The 18734-nt window shown below is 62.4% G+C and carries 18 protein-coding genes; 6 read left to right on the top strand and 12 right to left on the bottom strand.

Annotation, left to right across the window (positions count from 1 at the left end):
• Nucleotides 1-6: 6 nt before the first annotated feature.
• Nucleotides 7-282 carry a peptidylprolyl isomerase gene (locus tag AC1RL5_RS01340; RefSeq protein WP_011061856.1) on the top strand — a complete coding sequence of 92 codons (276 nt, stop codon included), beginning with the start codon at nucleotides 7-9 and terminating at the stop codon, nucleotides 280-282.
• Between the two features lie 59 nt (nucleotides 283-341).
• Here the strand turns inward: AC1RL5_RS01340 and AC1RL5_RS01335 are convergent, their stop codons facing one another.
• The 4 genes from AC1RL5_RS01335 to AC1RL5_RS01320 all read right to left on the bottom strand — a co-directional run bounded on the left by AC1RL5_RS01335 (nucleotide 342) and on the right by AC1RL5_RS01320 (nucleotide 4069).
• On the bottom strand, nucleotides 342-1250 hold the full coding sequence (locus tag AC1RL5_RS01335) for a sugar kinase (protein WP_125063059.1): 909 nt from the start codon (nucleotides 1248-1250) through the stop codon (nucleotides 342-344).
• A 249-nt stretch (nucleotides 1251-1499) separates the two neighbouring features.
• Nucleotides 1500-2717, bottom strand: a complete 1218-nt coding sequence (locus AC1RL5_RS01330) for an amino acid deaminase (RefSeq protein ID WP_492589019.1) — start codon at nucleotides 2715-2717, stop codon at nucleotides 1500-1502.
• A 47-nt stretch (nucleotides 2718-2764) separates the two neighbouring features.
• Nucleotides 2765-3529: an IclR family transcriptional regulator gene (locus tag AC1RL5_RS01325; protein WP_123577960.1), complete on the bottom strand. Its 765-nt coding sequence runs from the start codon at nucleotides 3527-3529 to the stop codon at nucleotides 2765-2767.
• Between the two features lie 150 nt (nucleotides 3530-3679).
• Nucleotides 3680-4069: a RidA family protein gene (locus tag AC1RL5_RS01320; RefSeq protein WP_011061860.1), complete on the bottom strand. Its 390-nt coding sequence runs from the start codon at nucleotides 4067-4069 to the stop codon at nucleotides 3680-3682.
• 561 nt (nucleotides 4070-4630) lie between these two features.
• On the opposite strand from AC1RL5_RS01320, the gene AC1RL5_RS01315 reads away from it, so the two are divergent.
• Nucleotides 4631-5692: an SMEK domain-containing protein gene (locus tag AC1RL5_RS01315; protein ID WP_492589020.1), complete on the top strand. Its 1062-nt coding sequence runs from the start codon at nucleotides 4631-4633 to the stop codon at nucleotides 5690-5692.
• A gap of 114 nt (nucleotides 5693-5806) precedes the next feature.
• Here AC1RL5_RS01315 and AC1RL5_RS01310 read toward each other — a convergent pair whose 3' ends face one another.
• Complete coding sequence (locus AC1RL5_RS01310; protein ID WP_019095389.1) at nucleotides 5807-7240, bottom strand: RtcB family protein; 1434 nt, start codon at nucleotides 7238-7240, stop codon at nucleotides 5807-5809.
• 437 nt (nucleotides 7241-7677) lie between these two features.
• The gene (locus AC1RL5_RS01305) at nucleotides 7678-8694 is read right to left on the bottom strand and encodes a fimbrial protein (protein ID WP_123577962.1); all 1017 of its coding nucleotides are present in this window, start codon (nucleotides 8692-8694) and stop codon (nucleotides 7678-7680) included.
• Between the two features lie 307 nt (nucleotides 8695-9001).
• On the opposite strand from AC1RL5_RS01305, the gene AC1RL5_RS01300 reads away from it, so the two are divergent.
• Complete coding sequence (locus AC1RL5_RS01300; RefSeq protein ID WP_123577963.1) at nucleotides 9002-9574, top strand: type 1 glutamine amidotransferase family protein; 573 nt, start codon at nucleotides 9002-9004, stop codon at nucleotides 9572-9574.
• Between the two features lie 115 nt (nucleotides 9575-9689).
• On the opposite strand, the gene AC1RL5_RS01295 is transcribed toward AC1RL5_RS01300, so the two are convergent.
• From AC1RL5_RS01295 to AC1RL5_RS01270, 6 genes are all read right to left on the bottom strand, one after another.
• Entirely contained in the window at nucleotides 9690-9863 is a 174-nt protein-coding gene (locus AC1RL5_RS01295) for a hypothetical protein (protein ID WP_492589021.1), read from the bottom strand.
• Between the two features lie 36 nt (nucleotides 9864-9899).
• The gene (locus AC1RL5_RS01290) at nucleotides 9900-10157 is read right to left on the bottom strand and encodes a hypothetical protein (protein ID WP_492589022.1); all 258 of its coding nucleotides are present in this window, start codon (nucleotides 10155-10157) and stop codon (nucleotides 9900-9902) included.
• An 82-nt stretch (nucleotides 10158-10239) separates the two neighbouring features.
• The gene (locus tag AC1RL5_RS01285; protein WP_239690626.1) at nucleotides 10240-10704 is read right to left on the bottom strand and encodes a hypothetical protein; all 465 of its coding nucleotides are present in this window, start codon (nucleotides 10702-10704) and stop codon (nucleotides 10240-10242) included.
• Between the two features lie 131 nt (nucleotides 10705-10835).
• On the bottom strand, nucleotides 10836-12098 hold the full coding sequence (locus AC1RL5_RS01280) for an NAD(P)/FAD-dependent oxidoreductase (RefSeq protein WP_492589024.1): 1263 nt from the start codon (nucleotides 12096-12098) through the stop codon (nucleotides 10836-10838).
• A gap of 10 nt (nucleotides 12099-12108) precedes the next feature.
• Nucleotides 12109-13197: a polyamine ABC transporter substrate-binding protein gene (locus tag AC1RL5_RS01275; protein ID WP_065364312.1), complete on the bottom strand. Its 1089-nt coding sequence runs from the start codon at nucleotides 13195-13197 to the stop codon at nucleotides 12109-12111.
• A gap of 51 nt (nucleotides 13198-13248) precedes the next feature.
• A complete protein-coding gene (locus AC1RL5_RS01270) occupies nucleotides 13249-14550 on the bottom strand; it encodes an NAD(P)/FAD-dependent oxidoreductase (protein ID WP_492589025.1) in 1302 nt (433 codons plus the stop codon).
• 136 nt (nucleotides 14551-14686) lie between these two features.
• On the opposite strand from AC1RL5_RS01270, the gene AC1RL5_RS01265 reads away from it, so the two are divergent.
• From AC1RL5_RS01265 to AC1RL5_RS01255, 3 genes are all read left to right on the top strand, one after another.
• Complete coding sequence (locus tag AC1RL5_RS01265) at nucleotides 14687-15661, top strand: LysR substrate-binding domain-containing protein (protein WP_011061871.1); 975 nt, start codon at nucleotides 14687-14689, stop codon at nucleotides 15659-15661.
• A 574-nt stretch (nucleotides 15662-16235) separates the two neighbouring features.
• A complete protein-coding gene (gene wecB / locus AC1RL5_RS01260) occupies nucleotides 16236-17387 on the top strand; it encodes a non-hydrolyzing UDP-N-acetylglucosamine 2-epimerase (protein ID WP_041774311.1) in 1152 nt (383 codons plus the stop codon).
• A gap of 240 nt (nucleotides 17388-17627) precedes the next feature.
• Complete coding sequence (locus AC1RL5_RS01255; protein WP_011061873.1) at nucleotides 17628-18728, top strand: GGDEF domain-containing protein; 1101 nt, start codon at nucleotides 17628-17630, stop codon at nucleotides 18726-18728.
• The last annotated feature ends 6 nt before the right edge of the window (nucleotides 18729-18734 follow it).

Below are 18734 nucleotides of genomic sequence, written 5' to 3'. Positions count from 1 at the left end.
CCGCCCATGAAAGCCCAAGCCCGCCACATCCTGGTGAAAACCGCCGAAGAGGCTGAACAGCTCAAGCAGCGCATCGCCAAGGGTGAAGCCTTCGACGTACTGGCGAAGAAATATTCCACCTGCCCGTCCGGCAAGCGCGGCGGCGACCTGGGGGAAGTGCGCCCGGGGCAGATGGTCGGTGCCATCGACCAGGTCATTTTCAAGAAGCCCCTGCGCACCGTGCATGGCCCGATCAAGAGCAAGTTCGGCTATCACCTGGTGCAAGTCTTCTTCCGCGACTGACCCCGGGCCTTGTAGGAGCTGGCTTGCCAGCGAAGGTGCCCGCAAGGTCAACGCCCGGTTCAATGGCGGGGTATCAGGGCGCCGGGATGCTGGATGACCTGGCTCGCCAGGCGGTGCCCGGCCTCTGCCGCTTGCACCGGGCTGCCGCCCAGCAGGCGCCGGGCCAGATAGGCTGCGCTGAACGAATCCCCGGCCGCCGTGGTGTCCACTACCTGCTCCACCCGCTGGGCCGGCACCTCGAAAGCACCACCCGCCACGCGAATCAGGCAGGGCTCGGCGCCCCGCTTGAGCACCACTTCCGGAGTGCCCTGATACGCCGCGAACACCGCTTCGGCATCCGCATAGGCAAACAGCGCTTGCTCATCCTCCAGGGTCAGCAATGCCAGATCCACCTGGGGCAATACTTCGCGGTACGCCGCCCGGGCCTGTTCGACCGACGCCCACAGGCGCGGCCGGTAGTTGTTGTCGAAGACTATCAGCGCCTGGCGCTGGCGCGCCTCGGCCAGGGTCTGCAACAACTTCCCGCGCCCCACCTCCCCCAGCACCGCCAGGGTGATGCCGCTGAAATACAGCACATCGTAATGCTTCAGCGCTTCGAGGATCGGCCCGGCCGCCACCGTGGTAAAGCAGTCGCGCACTGCCGCCTCGTTGCGCCAGTAGAGAAAGCGCCGCTCGCCCCGAGCGTCAGTCTGGATGCAATACAGCCCAGGCAGGCGCCCCGGCAAGCGCTGCACCCGCTCCAGGCCGATGCCCTCCGCCGCCCACCCCTGGCACATGGCATCACTGAAGCTGTCATCGCCCAGGGCGGTGACGTAATCCACCCGCCCGGCCTCGCCCAATTCCCGCGCGAGGTACACCGCGGCGTTCAGGGTGTCGCCGCCAAAGCTCTGTTGCAGGCTGCCGTCATGATGCTGCTGCAACTCGATCATGCATTCGCCGATGGCCGCGATGCGTTTCTTCCTGTCCATGTTCCTGACCTCCCCTCAAAGCACATTCCACCGGGTAGGAGCTGGCTTGCCAGCGAAGGCGCCCGCGAGGCCTGCACCTCATCCAGAGGCCTCTTCGCCGGCAAGCCGGCTCCTACAGACCCAACATCTCCCCAGCCCCGTAGGGGCTGGCTTGCCAGCGAAGGCGCCCGCAAGGCCTGCACCTCATCCAAAGGCCTCTTCGCCGGCAAGCCGGCTCCTGCAGACCCTGCATATCCCCGGCTCCGGCGATCAGAAACAGGTTTCCAGGTTCTCGATCACCTGCAGGCGCTCATCCACCAGCAACCCGGTGCGCCATTTGTCGAAGGTCAGGCAGGGGTGCGAAGTACCGAAGGAAATGATGTCGCCAATGCGCAACTCCACTCCCGGCGCCACCGTGAGAAACGCATGCTGGTCCATCACTGCAGTGACCTTGCACGCCCCCACGTCATCCCCGGCACTGGCCTGGGCCCCGGCGCGATAACGCCGCAGCGGTACCGGCAGGCCGGCGTCATAGGCCACATCGCGCTTGCCCAGGGCCACCACGGCAAAGCCCGGCTCCGGCAGCGATTGCACATGGGCCCAGACCTCCATGGCCGGGCGCAGGCCCTCCTCCAGGTCGGCGCGGCGATCCAGCACGCAGCACTGCGCCTCTTTATAGATGCCATGGTCATGAGCCACGTAACTGCCCGGACGCAGCACACTGAGGAAGCGGCCCTTGGCGTTGTGGGTCTCGAAGGATTCGGCAATCAGGTCATACCAGGCTGACCCCGAGGCAGTGATAATCGGCCGCTCGATGGCGAACAGCCCGTCGTTGTGCAGGTCCACCGCCAGGCGCACCAGGGAGTCGGCGAACTGACGGATGCCACTGATGGCCTGATCGCCATGGATCACCCCTTCATAACCTTCGATACCGCACAGCGCCAGGGCCGGCTGCGCCTGGATCGCCTTGGCCAGGGCCAGCACCTCCTGCTCGGTGCGGCAACCGCAACGCCCACCGACCACGCCGTACTCGATCATCACCTTGAGCGTGACCCCACGCTGGGCGAAAAACGCCCCCAGGTCGGCGACGCTGTCCGGGTGATCGACCATGCAATAGAAATCGAAATCCGGGTCCGCCAGCAGCTCGGCGATCAGCGCCATGTTCGGCGCCCCCACCAGCTGGTTGGCCATCAACACCCGGCGCGCGCCATGGGCATAGGCAGCGCGAGTCTGTATCGCAGTGGCCAGGGTGATGCCCCAGGCGCCGGCGTCCAACTGCCGCTGAAACAGCGCGGGCATCATGCTGGTCTTGCCGTGGGGCGCCAGCTCGGCACCGCTGTCAGTGACGAACTTCTGCATCCAGCGGATGTTGTGTTCCAGGGCCTCGCGGTGCAGTACCAGGGCCGGCAGGCTGACGTCTTGCAACAGGCTCGCGCCCTGGGCAGCGGCGCCCTTTTCCACCAGTGGCAGGTTCAATACGGAAGACATCTTGGCACTCCTTATCAAGGCAGCTGCGCACAGCCGCGAAACAGTCATCAATCGTTGATACGCCGGGCCAGACGGTTGGCGCTATCGATCAGCACCCGGCGATATTCCTGGTAATTGCGCTGGGCATCGGCCCTGGGCGCGACGATGCAGAGCGTGCAGATGCACACCCCGTGCTCATCGCGCACCGGTGCGGCAAAACAATGGGTAAAGGTGTCGGCCACGCTGTCGAAGGAAAAGAACCCATCCTCGCTGGCCTGGCGGATTTGCTTGAGAAACGTCGCCAAGGGCAGACGCTCACCGTCGGGCAGAACGAAGTCCCGTTCATCGATCAGGTCGACAATCTGCCCATCGCTCAAATGCCCCAATAGCAACCGCCCGGAAGCGGTCCAGGGAATCGGCGCGTTCTCGCCGATATTCGAGGAAATGCGGAAGTGCCGCTCGCCCTCCTTCATCAGCGCCACCGTGTATTTGCGCCCGTTGAGCAGGCACATCTGGGCGGTTTCCTGGGTCTGGCGGACGATTTCCTGCAAGGCCTGATCGGCCTCGCGGCTCAGGTCGAAATGACGCAAATGGGCCTGGCCGAGAAAGTACAACTGGCGGCCCAGGTACACATGCCCCTCCTGGCCCACCGGTTCCAGTACCCGCCGCTCCAGCAGGGAAGCCACCAACTCATAGACCGTGGACTTGGGGCCGCCAATGCCCTTGGCGATATCGTTGGGCCGCAACGGCTGGCCGATCTCCTTGAGGAAATCGAGAATATCGAACGCCCGATCCAGGCCCTTGGCCCGACGCTTGATGTTGTCTTCGCTCATCTAACTGGCCTTCACAAAAAAACATGGCGCCCCTATCGACCCGTAGGAGCCGGCTCGCCGGCGAAGAGGCCCTCAAGCCTTGTGCCGCCCTCACGGGCGCCTTCGCTGGCAAGCCAGCTCCTACAGGCCAGCTTCTACAGGCCATAGCCATCAGGCCTTCTTCTTGTAGGCCACACAATCGATCTCGACCTTGCAATCCACCATCATGCTGGCCTGCACACAGGCCCGGGCCGGCGCGTGTTCGGGCTTGAAGTACTCACCGAACACCTTGTTGAAACTCCAGAAATCCCGCGGGTCTTCCAGCCACACGCCAACCCGCACCACATCCTCCAGGCCATACCCGGCCTCTTCGAGAATGGCCACCAGATTGCGCAGCGTCTGATGCGTCTGCTCGACGATCCCACCGTGAATGATCTCGCCATCCAGCGCCGGCACCTGGCCGGACACATGCAGCCAGCCATCTGCCTCGACCGCGCGAGCGAAAGGACGCGGCTGGCCACCGCCTGCGGTGCTACCGGTGCCGTAACGGGTGATGCTCATGAGAGGTTCTCCTGGGTGAAAGGTGAAAAACAATCTTCAAGAAACGCTGTTCCTGGAGATGCGCTGGCGCACAAAAGGCAATCCAGCCATATGATTCCGCTATAACGGATTTAATACTGCAATAACGGAACACTGTGAAGGAGTTTGCCATGCTTAATCAGGGATTGAAAAGCACTGGAAGGAATCAGGGAAACTAAAGCGAGAAAGTCGTGTGAAAGGATGAGTGTTACACGGGTATAGAACGCAAGTGCCGCTGGGGACGGGAGGGAGCCATCTAAATGAATGCCAAGACCCAGATCGATACGAGCAAAGAGCCTCTCAATCTCCCCCGCTGCATCCATTTTTCGACACTGCAGTAAAGCTAAAAACACTCAATCACATTGCTCAAGTTTTACGCACTCCAGCTGAAAACCTGACGGAGATTGTAAGTTTCGAGAAAAACACGAAAGGACAATTATCCGTGCCGGTAGACAGCAAGGAGAACCGCCACTACCGAGCTGATAGCTAACCTCAAACAACGAAGCCAAGGACCATACAATGGCGCTTGCATCAGCAGAACGCATGATCGACTACCTGAGCCAGAGACTACGCCAACATGCGTATGCCGTAATCGACGAATGCAAACAGGGTTTCACCGACGAAGCGAAAAAGGCCGAGACTCTTTTCATGCACCTGCTCAATGAAGCAGGGTCGCATGCAGGCTTCAGCTTCAGAAACATGAATGTATGGCCCAACACTCCCCGATTGAGTGAAAAGCCCGTCGACGAGCAAAATGGAATCAACTATCCCGCCATCGACCTGGCTGATGAAAGAAACGGTGTCTGTGTGCAGATAACCTTCCAGGGAGAAAACCCCCAACAGAAGATCAATCACACCATTAACAATTTCATCAAGCATCAATTAAAAGAGCAGTACACCAGGGTATGGATCATTTATGCCGCCCATAATCGCGCACCAAAAGTCAAAGCAAATAGTTATGACAAGAACCTTGTTTCGATTTTCGGACTCCAAGACATTGTGGACTGGGTCAAGTATCAGAGCGACTGCACTAAGAGTGATGGCCCGCTCACTCGCGCCCACGATTGTGTGAAGTATTGGCTGGACGGAACACACCCTCCCAGATTCGGTACAATAAATACCGACGAACACCACGAAAAAGCCATCGCCTATCAACAGGGACTGAGTAAACTTCCATACGACCCACTTGCTAATCTTCCGCGCACTGATTACTGCCAGTACATCGAAGTCAGAGACTTCAGATCGTTATGCGCTTTTAATTCACTACGTCAACAAGCGTCAATGAAACCGGGAAGCAATTTTAAAAAATGGTCACAGCTTCCAGACTTTCGTCATCTTGAGCAGGATATCGACGAGCTAGTTGCGGAACTTGTAGATAACTTTAACAACCATTTCCCCAAGGGTTTCGACTCAGTGGGGCGCTGGAGCGAGCCGCAAAGCTGGGATGGTTTTCCGTCATCTCATCGTATTTTCAAAGACGGCCTGGAATTAAACGATTCAGAACTTGAATACTGCAGAAGCATTCGCAACAAACTGCTGCAGCTTATGAAGCTTATCAACGACCACAAACAGCGATTGGCCAGCTTTGGTAAAACACCTTATTGATCACATGTTATTCAGGCTCTATTTCCTCTAGTACAGGCTGCCGATCCTAGGCCAGCCTGTACTTCTCAGGATATCGATTTCTATCTTGTCTCTACTGCCCAAGAGAGATTTCGATCAAGCCTTGAACGTCAAAATCGGCGAAAACCGCGCTATTACCGACACCGTGCCCTCTTCCACCTGGGACTGGATCACCTGGCCAATTTCCTTGTAGGCCCCCGGTGCTTCTTCGATCATCCGCTCTTCCTTGGTGGTGATGCACTCCACGCCCTGCAGGCCGAGGAAGGCCTTGTCCTTCTTGGCCTTGAACACCACCTCGCTGCGCGACATGGAGCGTCCGGCGCCGTGGCTGGCCGAGCGCAGCCAGCGTTCGTTGCCCAGCCCGGTGAGCAGGTAGGAGTCATGCCCCATGCTCCCCGGAATCAGCAGCGGCTGCCCGGCATAGGCCGGTGTGGCGCCTTTGCGGTGGACGTTGCCGCCTTCCTCGCGCAGTACGATGTTGTGCGGTACATCGACAATCAGCGGCGCTTCGATGCCCGCGCCGAACACCTGCCGAGTGCGCTGGCGCACCATTTCGGCGATCAGTGCGCGGTTGGCGTCGGCGTAGTGCGCGGCGCTGTGCATGGCCAGCAGGTACTCATCGGCCATCTCGCCAAACAGGGCGAATATCTTCGAATCGGGATGCTTGATCCCGGCCGGCCACAGGGCCTTGGCCTTGTCCATCCAGCGTCGGCCTACATAGAAGCCCACGTCGCGAGAGCCGGTGTGGATCATCATCACCACCTGCCCCACGGACAGGCCCTGGGCGAAGCAGGCCTGGCGATCCACCAGTTCGGTGACCACCTGGATCTCGACAAAGTGATTGCCGCCGCCCAGGGAACCCAGGCCCGGGTCGCGAAGGATCTTGCGCGAAAGGTCCTGCAGGGCCTCCGGTGCATAGTCGGCGCTGCCGCGGGCAAAGGACGACTCATGCAGGCCAGAAAGCTCACGCTGCAATTGGGCGAAATCTGCCCCGGCAAACAGCCCGATCGGGTCCTGTTGCTGTACCTGAGCCCAGAAATCCCCCAGCCCCGAAGCAAACAGCGCGCTCATGGCCGTGGGGCTGGTGGGAATATTGCGCGTGCCTTCCAGCAGATCGCCCCGCACCAGGGCGGTCCACTTGGCCTTTTGTGCCATGAACTGCTCGTAGTTCAGCCCCAGCTTGTGCAGGCGCATGCCGCAATTGATGTCGGTGCCGATGGCTTGCGGCACCACCATGTCGTGGCTGGTGACGATCACGCTGCCCACCGGAATCGGGCTGCCGGTATGGAAATCCGGCGTGGCGCAGGCGCACTTCACTTCGCCGCCATGGGGGTGGGCGACCTTGGCGAAATCCATCAGTTGCAGGATGGCTTTCTCTTCGATAGCAAAGCTGTCGGGCAGCAGCAGATCCACCTTGAGGCCGGCGTCATTGGTGGACGAGATAGAGAGGGAATTGGAATTCAGGCGTTCGATGGCCACCCCGGAACGGGCGAGCTTGTGCTGAATTCTTTTCAGAGGAGTCTTGGTCATTTTTCAACTGCTTTTCTTGGACGCAACAAAACAACCACCCTTTTGGTGGCTGGAATTGTCTGGTCAGCAGCGAAACTTAGACGGCGCGGATAATGGGGGAATGACGCTGTGGATGTAAATAGCCGGGGAGAAATTATTTAAGGAGGCGCCTGGCGAGACGCCTTCGCCAGCAAGCGGGCTCCTACAGAGCTGCGTGGGGTTAGAAGTTGAAGCGCACGCCCTTGATCTGCACCTTCTGCGCCTGGCAGTTGGCGGCCTGTTCGGCATGTGCGCCTTGCGCCAGCAACCGTCTTCGCGAGTAAGCTCGCGCCTGCAACGGCGGCAGGCGGGCCAGGGTCTGCTGCCAGAGGAAGCGGCCCTGGGCATAGCTCTGGGTCTTGAGCCGTAGTAACTGCTAAGGCCCCGGCGCATGCCGAAACCCTGAACGATGAAACCGCTCAACGATAACTCATCGTCAAGGTCGCCATCCCACGGACCGTTCCTGGGGTGACTCGCGAAGCGGTCTGGACATAACGCGCGGTCAGGGGAATGTCGTAGCTCGAGACCCCAGCGGAGATATTCCCCGCCCACCATCGATTGACAGAGCCCGAACCGTAGCCGAGAACAGTCGCTCCCTTGAGGATCTGCACCCCCACTCCCGAGGCAGTCGACCCGGCGCTCAGCGACAAGGTGCTGCCCTGGTTAGCCACGTTGTTCACATCTATGAACGAGACATAAGCCCCGATCGAAGCCCCGGCATCCCCTCCCGAACATGACAGGTTGAGTTTGAAGGGCACCGCTTTGGAGGTACTCCCCACACCGGAAAAGGTCATGTTCGATGTTCGCCCCAGGGGCACTGAAATCTGCGACCTGGACACACTGCAGGTCGGTACTCTGAGCTGCACCGTCACTGCGCTTTTGCCGCTGGTGTAGACCGTCCAGCCTTGGGATTTGCAGATACCAACGCAGTTGAACGCAACGTTCACCAACCCGTTACCAGCCAAGGTCCCACTCTGGATGTCGCCGATCTTTATGATTTCCAGCCACATGGATTGCTTGTAGACATCACCCTTGACCCATCTGAGTTTTACGGATGACTTTCCGCTCCCCACCAGATACTGGCTGGACCCGGACTGATTTTCACGCCATCTCCATTTGGCGTTCCACCTGAATCCGACTCCAGGCACGTTGCTCAAGTAGACGTTGTAGTAACCGGGGGCCAGCGTAGCGCCTTGAAGCTTGTAGACCATGGGCTCGGAACTGAATATTTGCGGCCATGGATCCCTCATCATCGAGTCCACCTCTGCGGTGGTCGCAATGACGTCGCCATTCATGGTTCCTGCACCGACATAAATGCTGGCAGGCAACTGAATGATCGATGACTCGGGAGAGAACTCCCCGCCGGCATACGCCGGCCCCTCACCCCATAGCGACAACACCAGGACAAGAGCCGAGAGCAGAAGGGTGCGCTTCATGAAAGTACGGTGCCTGTTCAAATGTCCACGACGTTTGGCGCTCTTTCCACTGAGGACGAGGCGACCCAAACTTCGACTTTAAGCCCCCCCCCATCACGGCACCTATCAGCCCGAACACAGAACGTTGTCGATAAATCCTCAGGAGCCAAGGACTTATCCTACAAAGCGCTGTTGCAGGGGTCAGCCACACGCCAACGACAGCAGCCCTTCCCCTTTGCCCAGCAACGAAATGTTCCATTGAGTCGCTGAAATCGGGCTATTCTACGCGCCCTCCAATACTCATTCGCCTCAGCAAGGACAGCTGCCCATGACCCGCGCCATTACCCTTGTCTGCGACAATTTCGCCGACTGGGAAACCGCCCTGATCAACGCCACCGGCCGTGGCTACTATGGCTTCGACTGCCGTTACGCTTCCCCCAAGGGCGCCATCGTGACCTCCATGGGCGGCCTGCGGGTGACCCCGGACCTGGCGTTGGAAGATATTCGTCTGGATGAGGTGGACCTCTTGATGGTCTGCGGCGGGACGGTCTGGCAAGGCCCCCAGGCGCCGGATATCCGCGAACTGCTACGCGCGGCCAAGGAGCGCAAGCTGGTCCTCGCCGGTATCTGCGACGGCACCCGCGAACTGGCCCGGGCCGGGGTGCTGGACCAGCTCAAGCACACCTCCAATTCGGCGGACAACCTGCTGGCGGTGGGTTATGCCGGCGCCGCGCACTACCAGGATGTGCCCCATGCGGTAGCGGACCAGCGCGTGATCACCGCCCCGGGCAGCGCTCCAGTGAGTTTCATGGCACAGATTCTCGGCGCCCTGGGCATCAGCGACGACAACCTGACCTTCTACCTGGGCCTGCACGCCGCCGAGCACCGCCAGCAAGCCTGACCCTCCCCTGTAGGAGCCGGCTTGCCGGCGAAGGCGATCTCCCGGCCGCCTTGGCTGGCAAGCCAGCGCCTACGCAAGGTAGTGGGTGGGCTGCAGTGCCGGCGTGTGCCGTGGATTACTTCACCAGCCGAAAATCCCGGTGGCCCAACCAGGCCGCAAAGTCCGCAGCGCTGAAAATGCTCTCGCCCTCATGCTCGATGATCGCCAGCCCCGCCAGAAATTCGCTGTCCCGGGTGTAGGCATGGATGCTGGCGCCGAAGGCCAGTACGCCATCCAGGTGACGGGCCAAGGCCAGCGCCGCCTGCCCTAGGCGCTGGTGATCCGCCTAGTCTTTATCCATGGCCGCCAGGCTCAGAATGCCTTCAGGGAGCCATCCCAGTTGCCCGGCCAGCCCGGCATACTCCACCAGTTCCCCTGGATATTCGGCCCCCATCCCAATCAGCATGGGGCTACCGCCAATGAAGAACGAGCTCGTACCGGCCCAGGGTTGATCCGCAATTGCGGCCAGACAGGCCCGCACCCGGTTTTCGAGCAAGCCATCGATCTGGCGCGGTAAAAGCACCCTGACAGTCGGCCCGGCCATTGAGTCACCTCCTCCAGCGCACCGCATCCGCACCAGGGATAACAGGCGAGCCCTTGTTCGCTGCATCAGCAGGCATCAATGCTCAAGCCCGCTGCCGGTCAGTGCATTCACCGGACCGGGAGGATAAAAGCCCGTGGTGCAATAGCCAAGCTCTGCGCCTGGAACCATTGACCCCCAACACCTCTTCCAACCGCTTCGCCTCGCCCTCCGTCAACAAGGGCGCAGGCGGTTGGACAAGGCGCTGGCTGGACAGGGCGGGCACCGGGGCCGTTGGTTGGGCCGTCTTCGCAGTACGGCTGCGGCTCGCGCTGCTTTGCGGGTACAGCGCTTCATCCAGGCATTTGTCGCGCATGCCCTGGCTGGACAGGCCGTGGCAACCGGTGCCGTTGGACAGGGCGCGGGCGCCGCAGGTGGCCTTGCCGTCGGGGTCCTTGAGGTCGATGCAGCCCAGGGAACCAAAGCCATGGCCCAGTACCGAGGCGGGGTCTTCGGCGCAAGCTGCGCCGGCACACAGGAACAGGGAGGTCAGCACAAGTGCATTTCGCATAGGGGCGCGTCCATGGCTAGCGTAGGTCCCCCGGCGCCTTTCCGGCCGCCATGCAGGTCTGTCGAGGGAAAAAGCCGTTGTAGCAGATGAACATGACCGTTTCCCTTCCCCATACCACCGCGGCTGCGTGACTAGCGGAAACGCCCCGCCAGGAAGGGTTGCAGGTTCACGCTCGGGGTCAGCCCGCTGGCCTGCTCCGCCACCAGTTGCCCACTGATGGCGGCCAGGGTCAGGCCAACGTGACCGTGGCCGAAGTTGTAGTGCACCTGGGGCAGCAACCGCGACTGGCCGAGCACCGGCTTGCTGTCCGGCAGCGAGGGACGAAAGCCCATCCACCGGGAAACCGGTTCGTGGTGCAGGGGCAGGAAGCGTCGCGCCGCCCGGGCCAGGTAGCGATAACGGCGCGGATCCGGCGCGGCGTCGAGGCCGCCGAACTCCACCGTCCCCGCCACCCGCAGCCCTTGGGCCATGGGCGTCAGGTAGAAACCGCCGGCGCCCCAGCACACCGGGCGGCTGAGCAAGCCGCCAGCCTGATCGAACAGCACGTGATAACCGCGCTCGGTGTCCAGGGGAATCTCGTCCCCCAGGCTCTGCGCCAGGCGGCGGGACCAGGCGCCGCTGCACAACACCAGGCGTTCGGCGGGCAGTTGCTCGCCACTGCCGAGGCGGGCAAGCACCCGCTCGCCGTCCTGGGCGCTGCGCTCGACCCCCTGCAACTCATCGCGGCGAAACACTCCGCCGCGCTCGATGAAGCACCGCAGCAAGCGCTGGCTCAATGCGAAGGGATCGAGGGTGCGGCTGACCTGGGGCAGTTCCAGCGCCAGGGCCGCACGGGCGTTGAGGGCCGGCTCCATGGCCCGTAGCTCCGGCCCTTCCACCAGGCGCATTGGTACCTCGAACCCCTGGTGATAGGCCAGCATGTCGATAGCGCTCTGCCGCTCGTGGGCCTCGAAGATGTACAGCGAGCCGTCATGGCGCACCAGGTCGTTGGCCCCGGCATCGTCGAACAACGCCTGCCAGGCGCCCATGCAGGGCTTGAGCAGGCTGTGCAGATCATGACTGATGGCCTTGACCCGCGGCTCGCTGGAGCTTTGCAAAAAGCGCCATAGCCAGGGGGCGATCCGTGGCAGGTAACCCGGGCGGATCGCCAGCGGGCTGTCGCGCCGCAACAGCATGCCCGGGGCCTGGCGCCAGATGCCGGGGGTTGCCACTGGCTCCACGGCATAGGTGGCGAAGGTACAGGCATTGCCGAAGGAAGTGCCGCTGCCCGGCGGCTGGCGGTCCAGCAGGGTCACCCGCCAGCCAAGGCGCTGCAGCCACAGGGCGCTGGCCAGGCCCACCACCCCGGCCCCCACCACCACGGCGTGGCCGCGTTGTTGCTGACTTGCAATCATGCCGGGCTCCTCATGTGCCACTGACGACCCGGGTCCACAGGCGAGTGCTCAGGCGCATGCCGGCCGGGGTCATGGTCTTGATCGGGAACAGCGTATCGAGCACCGACTGCGGCGGGTAGGCCGCCGGGTTGCTGCGCAACTGCGGTTCGATGTAGGGCAAGGACGCCGCATTGCCGTTGGCGTACTGCACGAAGTTGCTGATGTTGGCGATCACCTTGGGGTCCAGCAGGTAGTTCAGGTAGGCGTAGGCGTTGTCCAGGTGCGGGGCGTTCCTGGGAATCACCACCATGTCCATGGCCACTGTGGAGCCTTCCCTGGGAATGCTGTAGCCGAGGTTCACGCCGTTTTTTGCCTGCTGCGCGGTGGCCATGGCTTGCAGCACGTCGCCGCTGAAACCCACGGCCACGCAGATGTTGCCGTTGGCCAGGTCGCTGACGTACTTGGCCTGGTGGAAGTAGAGGATCGAGGGGCGAATCGCCTGCAGCGCCGCTTCGGCCTTTTTCAGGTCCGCCGGCTGTTCACTGTGGGGGTCCAGGCCCAGGGCATTGAGGGTGATGGGCACCATCTGTGTCGGGTTGTCGAGAAAGGCCACGCCGCACTGCTTGAGCTTCTGGATGTTCTCCGGCTTGAACAGCAGTTGCCAGGACTGGGTGACATCGGTGTCGCCGAAGATCGCCTTGATCTTGTCGACGTTGTAGCCGATGCCCACGGTCACCCACATATAGGGAATGCCGTACCTATTGCCCGGGTCGCTGGTTTCCAGCAGCTTCATCAGCTTGGGATCGAGGTTGTTCCAGTTGGGCAGCTTGCTGCGATCCAGGGGCTGGATCGCCCCGGCCTGGATCAGCCGCGGCAGAAAGTGGTTGGACGGGCTGGCCAGGTCATAGCCGCTGCCGCCGGTCATCAGCTTGGCCTCGGTGGTCTCGTTGCTGTCGATCACGTCGTAGGTGGTCTGGATTCCGGTGCGCTGGGTGAACTGGGCCAGGGTGTCCGGAGCGATATAGCCGCTCCAGTTGGCGATGCTCACGGTCTCGGCCGCCTGGACGCTTGCGGCGCACAAGGCCAGGGATAACAGTGCCGTAGTGGTGCGATTGATCATGTTGCCGCCCTCTGTGCTCTTATTATTGCGGCGTTTCATTCGCCGCGACGGTTAACGTTCGTGTCGCGCGCGCTGCACTTCCCAGCCCATGCGCAAGCTTGCTCCAATGTCGAAAAACGGTCGGGGTGGCAGGTAGCCGGGCCGGGCCTGGGACAGCACGTCACGCAGCAGCGAGGAGTCGCAACCGGCGGCCATTTCCACCAGCAGCCGGCCCCACAGGGTGCCCCGCGCCACCCCCGAGCCGTTGCAGCCGGCCACCGCGTGCAGGCCTTCGGCGACCCGGCTGAAGTACGGCTCGCCGGAACGGGTGCCGCTCAGGTGCCCGGTCCAGGTGTATTGCAGGTCGGTATCGGTAATGCCGGGAAAGCGCTTTTGCAGGCCCCGCAGGTGTTCCTGGCGGCGCACCGCCAACTGCGCCGGGCCGAGATCGCGCTGGCGATACTCGACGGTGTTGCGCATCAGCAGGCGGCGCCCGGGCAACAGGCGCACCGTGGCCGCCCCGGGCAAGGTGGAGAGCACGCCCCAGCCCTGCTCATCCAGCAGCCGCTGCCAGTGATCTTCCTGCAGGGGCCGGGTGATGCTGGCGCTCAGTTCCAGGGGGAAGGTGCGACTGTGCCGGACACCGAGCCGGGGCAGGAAGGCACCGACACAGGCCAGCACCTGGGGCGCCTGGATCTCGCCCTCCCCGGTCACCGCCCGCCAGCCCCGGCCCGGCAGAGGCTGCAGGTCCTGCACCGGGCTGTTCTCGAACACCTCCACCCGCTCCGGCAGGCGCTCCAGCAGGCCCTTGACGTATTTGGCCGGCTGCAGCAGCGCGTTGCCACCGGCGCAGTGGATGGCCCGCTGGTAGAAGCCGCTGCCCAGGCGCTGCTGCAAGGCCGCGCCTTCCAGGTACTGGGCCCGGGCGCCCGCGGCATTCAGGGTAGCGACTCGGGCGCCGCTGTCCTGCAAGTGCTGCCCCTGGTGCACGGCGAAGTGATAGCCGCCAGCATCGAACTCGCACTCGATGCCCAACTCGTCAATGCGCCGGCGCACCTCTTCACCGGCAGCGATGCCGATGCCGCAGGCAAGCTGATAGGCCGAGTGGCCGGGCCGGCCCAGCAACTCATCGGCGCCGGGCAATTCATGGCTGACCACAAACCCCGAGTTGCGCGCCGAAGCCCCCTGGGCAGCCCGCTGGCGATCCAGCAGGACGATGCGTTGCTGTGGCAACATCCGCGCCAGGGCATGGGCCGCCGAGAGGCCGGTGATGCCACCGCCAATGATCAGCCAGTCGGCTTTCTGTAGGCCCTTGAGGGTTGGCCGCTGGGAAGCCTGCCCTGCCAGGGCGATCCAGCCACATACATTGTTCAAAGCCTGTCACTCCTGCACAATCCATGCGCCCGGAGCATTCAACAGAACACTCAACCCGGCGCCACATGCCTACAATCTATGGATATGACGGCTTTATTTCGAACGTTATTAATTCATCCATCTATTCGGAAAACGCATGGATAACCCTCTTCGACTGCCCTCGTTGCAGGCCCTGCAGACCCTGGTCAGCGTGGCCCAGACCCACAGCTTCACCGAGTCCGCGGCGCGCCTGCACCTGACCCAGAGCGCGGTGAGCCGGCAGATCCAGCAACTGGAGGAGCACTATGGGGTCAGCCTGTTCGAGCGCAGCAGCCGAAGGGTCTCGCTGACCGAACAGGGGCGCGATGTCTGCACGGTGGCCACTCAAGTCCTGAGGTCCCTCGGCTCCCTGCAGGAACGCCTGGCCCCGGCGCCCCTGGACCGGCCGTTTCGCATCCGCATCTTTGTCTCCCTGGCGGTGCGCTGGTTGCTGCCGCGGCTCAGCGGTTTCTACGCCGCCAACCCCGGGCTGTGCCTGTCGATCGAGACCGTGGGCGGGGCCACGGTAGACCCCGGCGGCGATTGCGACGCCTATGTGCTGTACCTGCCGGAAGGCCTGGACGAGCGGCCGCTGACCCCGCTGTTCGACGAATACCTGGTACCGGTGTGTGCCCCAACGCTCAGTGACGGGCAATTGCCGCCGCGCTCCCTGGAGGAACTGGCCGGGCACGCGCTGATCCACGGTTCTACCAGCCGCCAGGAATGGACCGCCTGGCTGCAGGCCCAGGACGACCAGACGCCCCACAGTTACAAGCATCTGCTGTTCAACCTCGACGACCTGGCCCTGGACGCCGCGGCCCGGGGGCTGGGGGTGGCCATGACGGACCTGATCCTGGCCCAGGACTCGATTGCCCGGGGCAGCCTGCTGATCCCCTTTGGCCAGGCGCTCAAGACCGGCGGGGTCTATGCCCTGTGGCTACGCGACAGCGGCGCCGCGCATCCGGCCTGCGAAACTGTATTGAACTGGTTCCAGGCTCAGGCAGCCGAACGGGATCTGCCCGCGGCACAAGGCCTGGCTGGGACGATTGCAGCAGCCCTGGGCACGCCTGGACGGCAGTCGATCCCAGGCTGAATGACTGGACCAGGCCCTGCTGCTCATGGGCCTGGGCAAACAACATTGAAGGGCCGATGAACACTGCCCGGGAAAGCTCGAGCGCCGCCGGCGCTCAGCTGTAGAGCGTCACCATTGCCCAGGCAAAACACGCCAGCACCAGGGCCATCCCCACTACATACACCGCTAAAGCACGACCCACAGCATCACTCCACGAACCAGGCAGACATCAACACACTCACTCTCGGGGTGAGTCATGGCGCGCATTCTAGCAGCGCGCGACGTCATTTTGACACGAACCTCTAAGCCTGATTAAAAGCCTCCCGACAAATGGTATTGGCGTCAATTTAATGGCTTAAGTCAGCCTGATTCTTCTTACCGGGTAGCCGAACTGCGAAACATCATCTTGCATTGCGCCCAGTGTTTTCTTCCCGCCAAGAAACCTGCTGCCTCCGGGATCAATGCAAGCCCCCTTTTCCCGCTAAACCGCGAACCTGAGCGCTATCAGCGCCTGCACTCCTGGTTGGACAAGAGTGATCCTGACTGCTTTGATCTCAACGCCAGGTCCGGTTTTCACAATCCCAGGGAGGGGTCCATGTCGTTCAAGGTCATGATGGTTTTCGGTACACGTCCTGAGGCGATCAAGATGGCACCACTGGCTCGGGTTCTAAGGCACTGGCCAGGTATCGAGCTGCACATCTGTTCCACCGGCCAGCATCGGGAAATGCTCAAACAGGTACTCGACGCCTTTGAGCTCGAGGTCGATGTGGACCTGCAAGTGATGACCCAGGGCCAGACCCTCAACGGCTTGTCGCAGCAACTGCTGATCCATCTGGACACCAGCTACGAGCGTCTGCAACCGGACATCGTGCTGGTCCATGGCGACACCACCACCAGTTTTATCGCCGCCCTCGCCGCCTTCAACCGGCAGTTGCCCATCGGCCACGTCGAGGCCGGCCTGCGCACTGGCAACCTCCAGGCACCCTGGCCCGAAGAAGCCAACCGGCGCCTGACCGGGGTCATCGCCGACCTGCACTTCACCCCGACCGCCAGGTCCGCAACCAACCTGCTGCGGGAAAACGTGCCCGCTGAAAACATCGAAGTCACCGGCAACACGGTGATCGACGCGCTACTGTGGATGCGCAACCGGCAGAAGCACACCCACTGGCGCCCCGCGGCCAACTCGCCCCTGGCGGTGCTCGACGACAGCCGGCGCATGGTGCTGATCACCGGCCACCGCCGGGAGAACTTCGGTGACGGTTTCCGCGATATCTGCGAAGCCCTGGCAACCCTGGCCGAGCGCTACCCGGACGTGCAGTTCGTGTATCCGGTACACCTCAACCCCCAGGTACAGAACGCGGTGTACGGCCTGCTCTCGAACAAGCCGAACATCTACCTGGTAGCACCCCAGGACTATCAGCATTTTGTCTGGCTGATGGGACGTTCGCACTTCATCCTCAGCGACTCCGGCGGTGTCCAGGAAGAGGCCCCGGCCATCGGCAAGCCCTTGCTGGTGCTGCGCGAGGTCACCGAACGGCCGTCGGTGCTGGAAGGCGGCACCGTGCTGCTGGTGGGCACCGATCGCGAGCGCATCGTGCACCACGCCAGCGAACTGCTGGACGATGCACAGCTGCATGCCCGCATGAGCCGCGTGCACAGCCCCTACGGTGACGGCCGCGCCAGCGAACACATCGCCCGCCGCCTGTGCTCCTGGCTGGAGGCCCAAGCCCCCCGTACTCCGGCATGAGCCCGGGCAGCCCCCGCGGTCCGCAGTCGCAAAACGTCCAGTTGGCCATATGGCTCCACACTCTGTGCGAGAACTGGAAGCTACCGGTTACTGGCAGGTACCTGCCAATTGAACTGGACGACCTACACTTTCAAGCAGCGGATCGTCGCGCCCCCTCCAACACCAGCGCGGTGTTCTCCCTGCGCTATCGCCCCTGGGGCAAGCCGCTGCAGGATCATCAGCTCACATCCAAGGCCCGCGATGTTCAGAACCCTTGAAGAACAAGTGTTCAAACAGGCCGCTCCGGCGGCCCTGAAGCTTGAATTCGCGCAACATGATTTCGAACGCCTGCGCAGTTTCTGCGTCCTGATCTACACCGCCAGCATCCTGATCTGGCTGATCTTCGACCTGATCGTCAGCTTTCCCGGGCAGCAGGGCTTCACCGCCTATTCGATGGTCTTTCTGAGCATTCTGTCCTTCACCACCATCATCCTCGGCTTCACCCGCCAGGGCCGGCACTTCCAGTGGGTCAACCTGCTGTTCGTGCTGACCATCACCATCGGCGTACGCCTGGTGATCGAGGGGCTGCCCATCGACCAGCGCCCGGTCTGGCTGATTCTCGGCGCGTCGAGCATGCTCTACGGCGCCTCGGTGATGCCTCTGCGACGCTGGTCGTTCGTCAGCGCGATCTTCATCACTTGGCTGGTGCTCAATCCGTTCTGGCGCACCAGCACCACCCTGCAGGAACTCAAGGGGCTGCTGGTGCTGGTGTACGCGCTGTTTCTCAGCGCATTGACCCTCTACAGCTTCATCACCCTGCGCCGGGCCCGGCTGCACAACTACATCATGTCCAAGTTGCTGCTGGACCAGGCCTACCTCGACACCCTCACCGAGATCCCCAACCGCCGCTCGTTCATGGCCCGCGCCGGCCAGCGCCTGCAGGCTCTGCCCCGGGAGCACGACCATTACCTGGCGATGGTCGACATCGACAACTTCAAGAAGGTCAACGATGTGTACGGGCATGACATCGGCGACGAAGTGCTCAAGCGCATCGCCGCCGATATCAAGGGAGTGATGAGGGATTTCGACTATGCCCGCCTGGGCGGCGAGGAGTTCGCCATCTACCTGGCCGACGTGCCCCGCGCGGATGTGGAGGCGCTGGCCACGCGACTGTGCCAGGTGGTGCGCGACCAGCCGACCCGGCACCCGGTGACCATCAGCATGGGCCTGGCCCGGGTCGAGCCTGGCGAAACCCTGAACCAGGCCCTGATCAAGGCCGACCAGGCGCTGTACGAATCCAAGCACGGCGGCAAGGATCGCTATACCTTCCATCCAGCCGCCAGGCCCGCACCACCCACGTAGGAGCTG

The organism is Pseudomonas sp. GW822-FHT06D10 (assembly GCF_058799535.1).
Note: the sequence above shows the minus strand (reverse complement) of the source record. Positions and strands in the feature narration are given on the sequence as shown.

Excerpts from the sequence above, each read along its gene's own strand:
- wecB (WP_041774311.1), top strand. The coding sequence starts at position 16,236 with ATGTCGTTCAAGGTCATGATGGTTTTCGGTACACGTCCTGAGGCGATC.
- AC1RL5_RS01280 (WP_492589024.1), bottom strand. The coding sequence starts at position 12,098 with ATGATTGCAAGTCAGCAACAACGCGGCCACGCCGTGGTGGTGGGGGCC.
- AC1RL5_RS01315 (WP_492589020.1), top strand. The coding sequence starts at position 4,631 with ATGATCGACTACCTGAGCCAGAGACTACGCCAACATGCGTATGCCGTA.
- AC1RL5_RS01340 (WP_011061856.1), top strand. The coding sequence starts at position 7 with ATGAAAGCCCAAGCCCGCCACATCCTGGTGAAAACCGCCGAAGAGGCT.
- AC1RL5_RS01255 (WP_011061873.1), top strand. The coding sequence starts at position 17,628 with ATGTTCAGAACCCTTGAAGAACAAGTGTTCAAACAGGCCGCTCCGGCG.
- AC1RL5_RS01310 (WP_019095389.1), bottom strand. The coding sequence starts at position 7,240 with ATGACCAAGACTCCTCTGAAAAGAATTCAGCACAAGCTCGCCCGTTCC.
- AC1RL5_RS01325 (WP_123577960.1), bottom strand. The coding sequence starts at position 3,529 with ATGAGCGAAGACAACATCAAGCGTCGGGCCAAGGGCCTGGATCGGGCG.
- AC1RL5_RS01265 (WP_011061871.1), top strand. The coding sequence starts at position 14,687 with ATGGATAACCCTCTTCGACTGCCCTCGTTGCAGGCCCTGCAGACCCTG.
- AC1RL5_RS01305 (WP_123577962.1), bottom strand. The coding sequence starts at position 8,694 with ATGAAGCGCACCCTTCTGCTCTCGGCTCTTGTCCTGGTGTTGTCGCTA.
- AC1RL5_RS01330 (WP_492589019.1), bottom strand. The coding sequence starts at position 2,717 with ATGTCTTCCGTATTGAACCTGCCACTGGTGGAAAAGGGCGCCGCTGCC.
- AC1RL5_RS01275 (WP_065364312.1), bottom strand. The coding sequence starts at position 13,197 with ATGATCAATCGCACCACTACGGCACTGTTATCCCTGGCCTTGTGCGCC.
- AC1RL5_RS01320 (WP_011061860.1), bottom strand. The coding sequence starts at position 4,069 with ATGAGCATCACCCGTTACGGCACCGGTAGCACCGCAGGCGGTGGCCAG.
- AC1RL5_RS01285 (WP_239690626.1), bottom strand. The coding sequence starts at position 10,704 with ATGCGAAATGCACTTGTGCTGACCTCCCTGTTCCTGTGTGCCGGCGCA.
- AC1RL5_RS01300 (WP_123577963.1), top strand. The coding sequence starts at position 9,002 with ATGACCCGCGCCATTACCCTTGTCTGCGACAATTTCGCCGACTGGGAA.
- AC1RL5_RS01335 (WP_125063059.1), bottom strand. The coding sequence starts at position 1,250 with ATGGACAGGAAGAAACGCATCGCGGCCATCGGCGAATGCATGATCGAG.
- AC1RL5_RS01290 (WP_492589022.1), bottom strand. The coding sequence starts at position 10,157 with ATGGCCGGGCCGACTGTCAGGGTGCTTTTACCGCGCCAGATCGATGGC.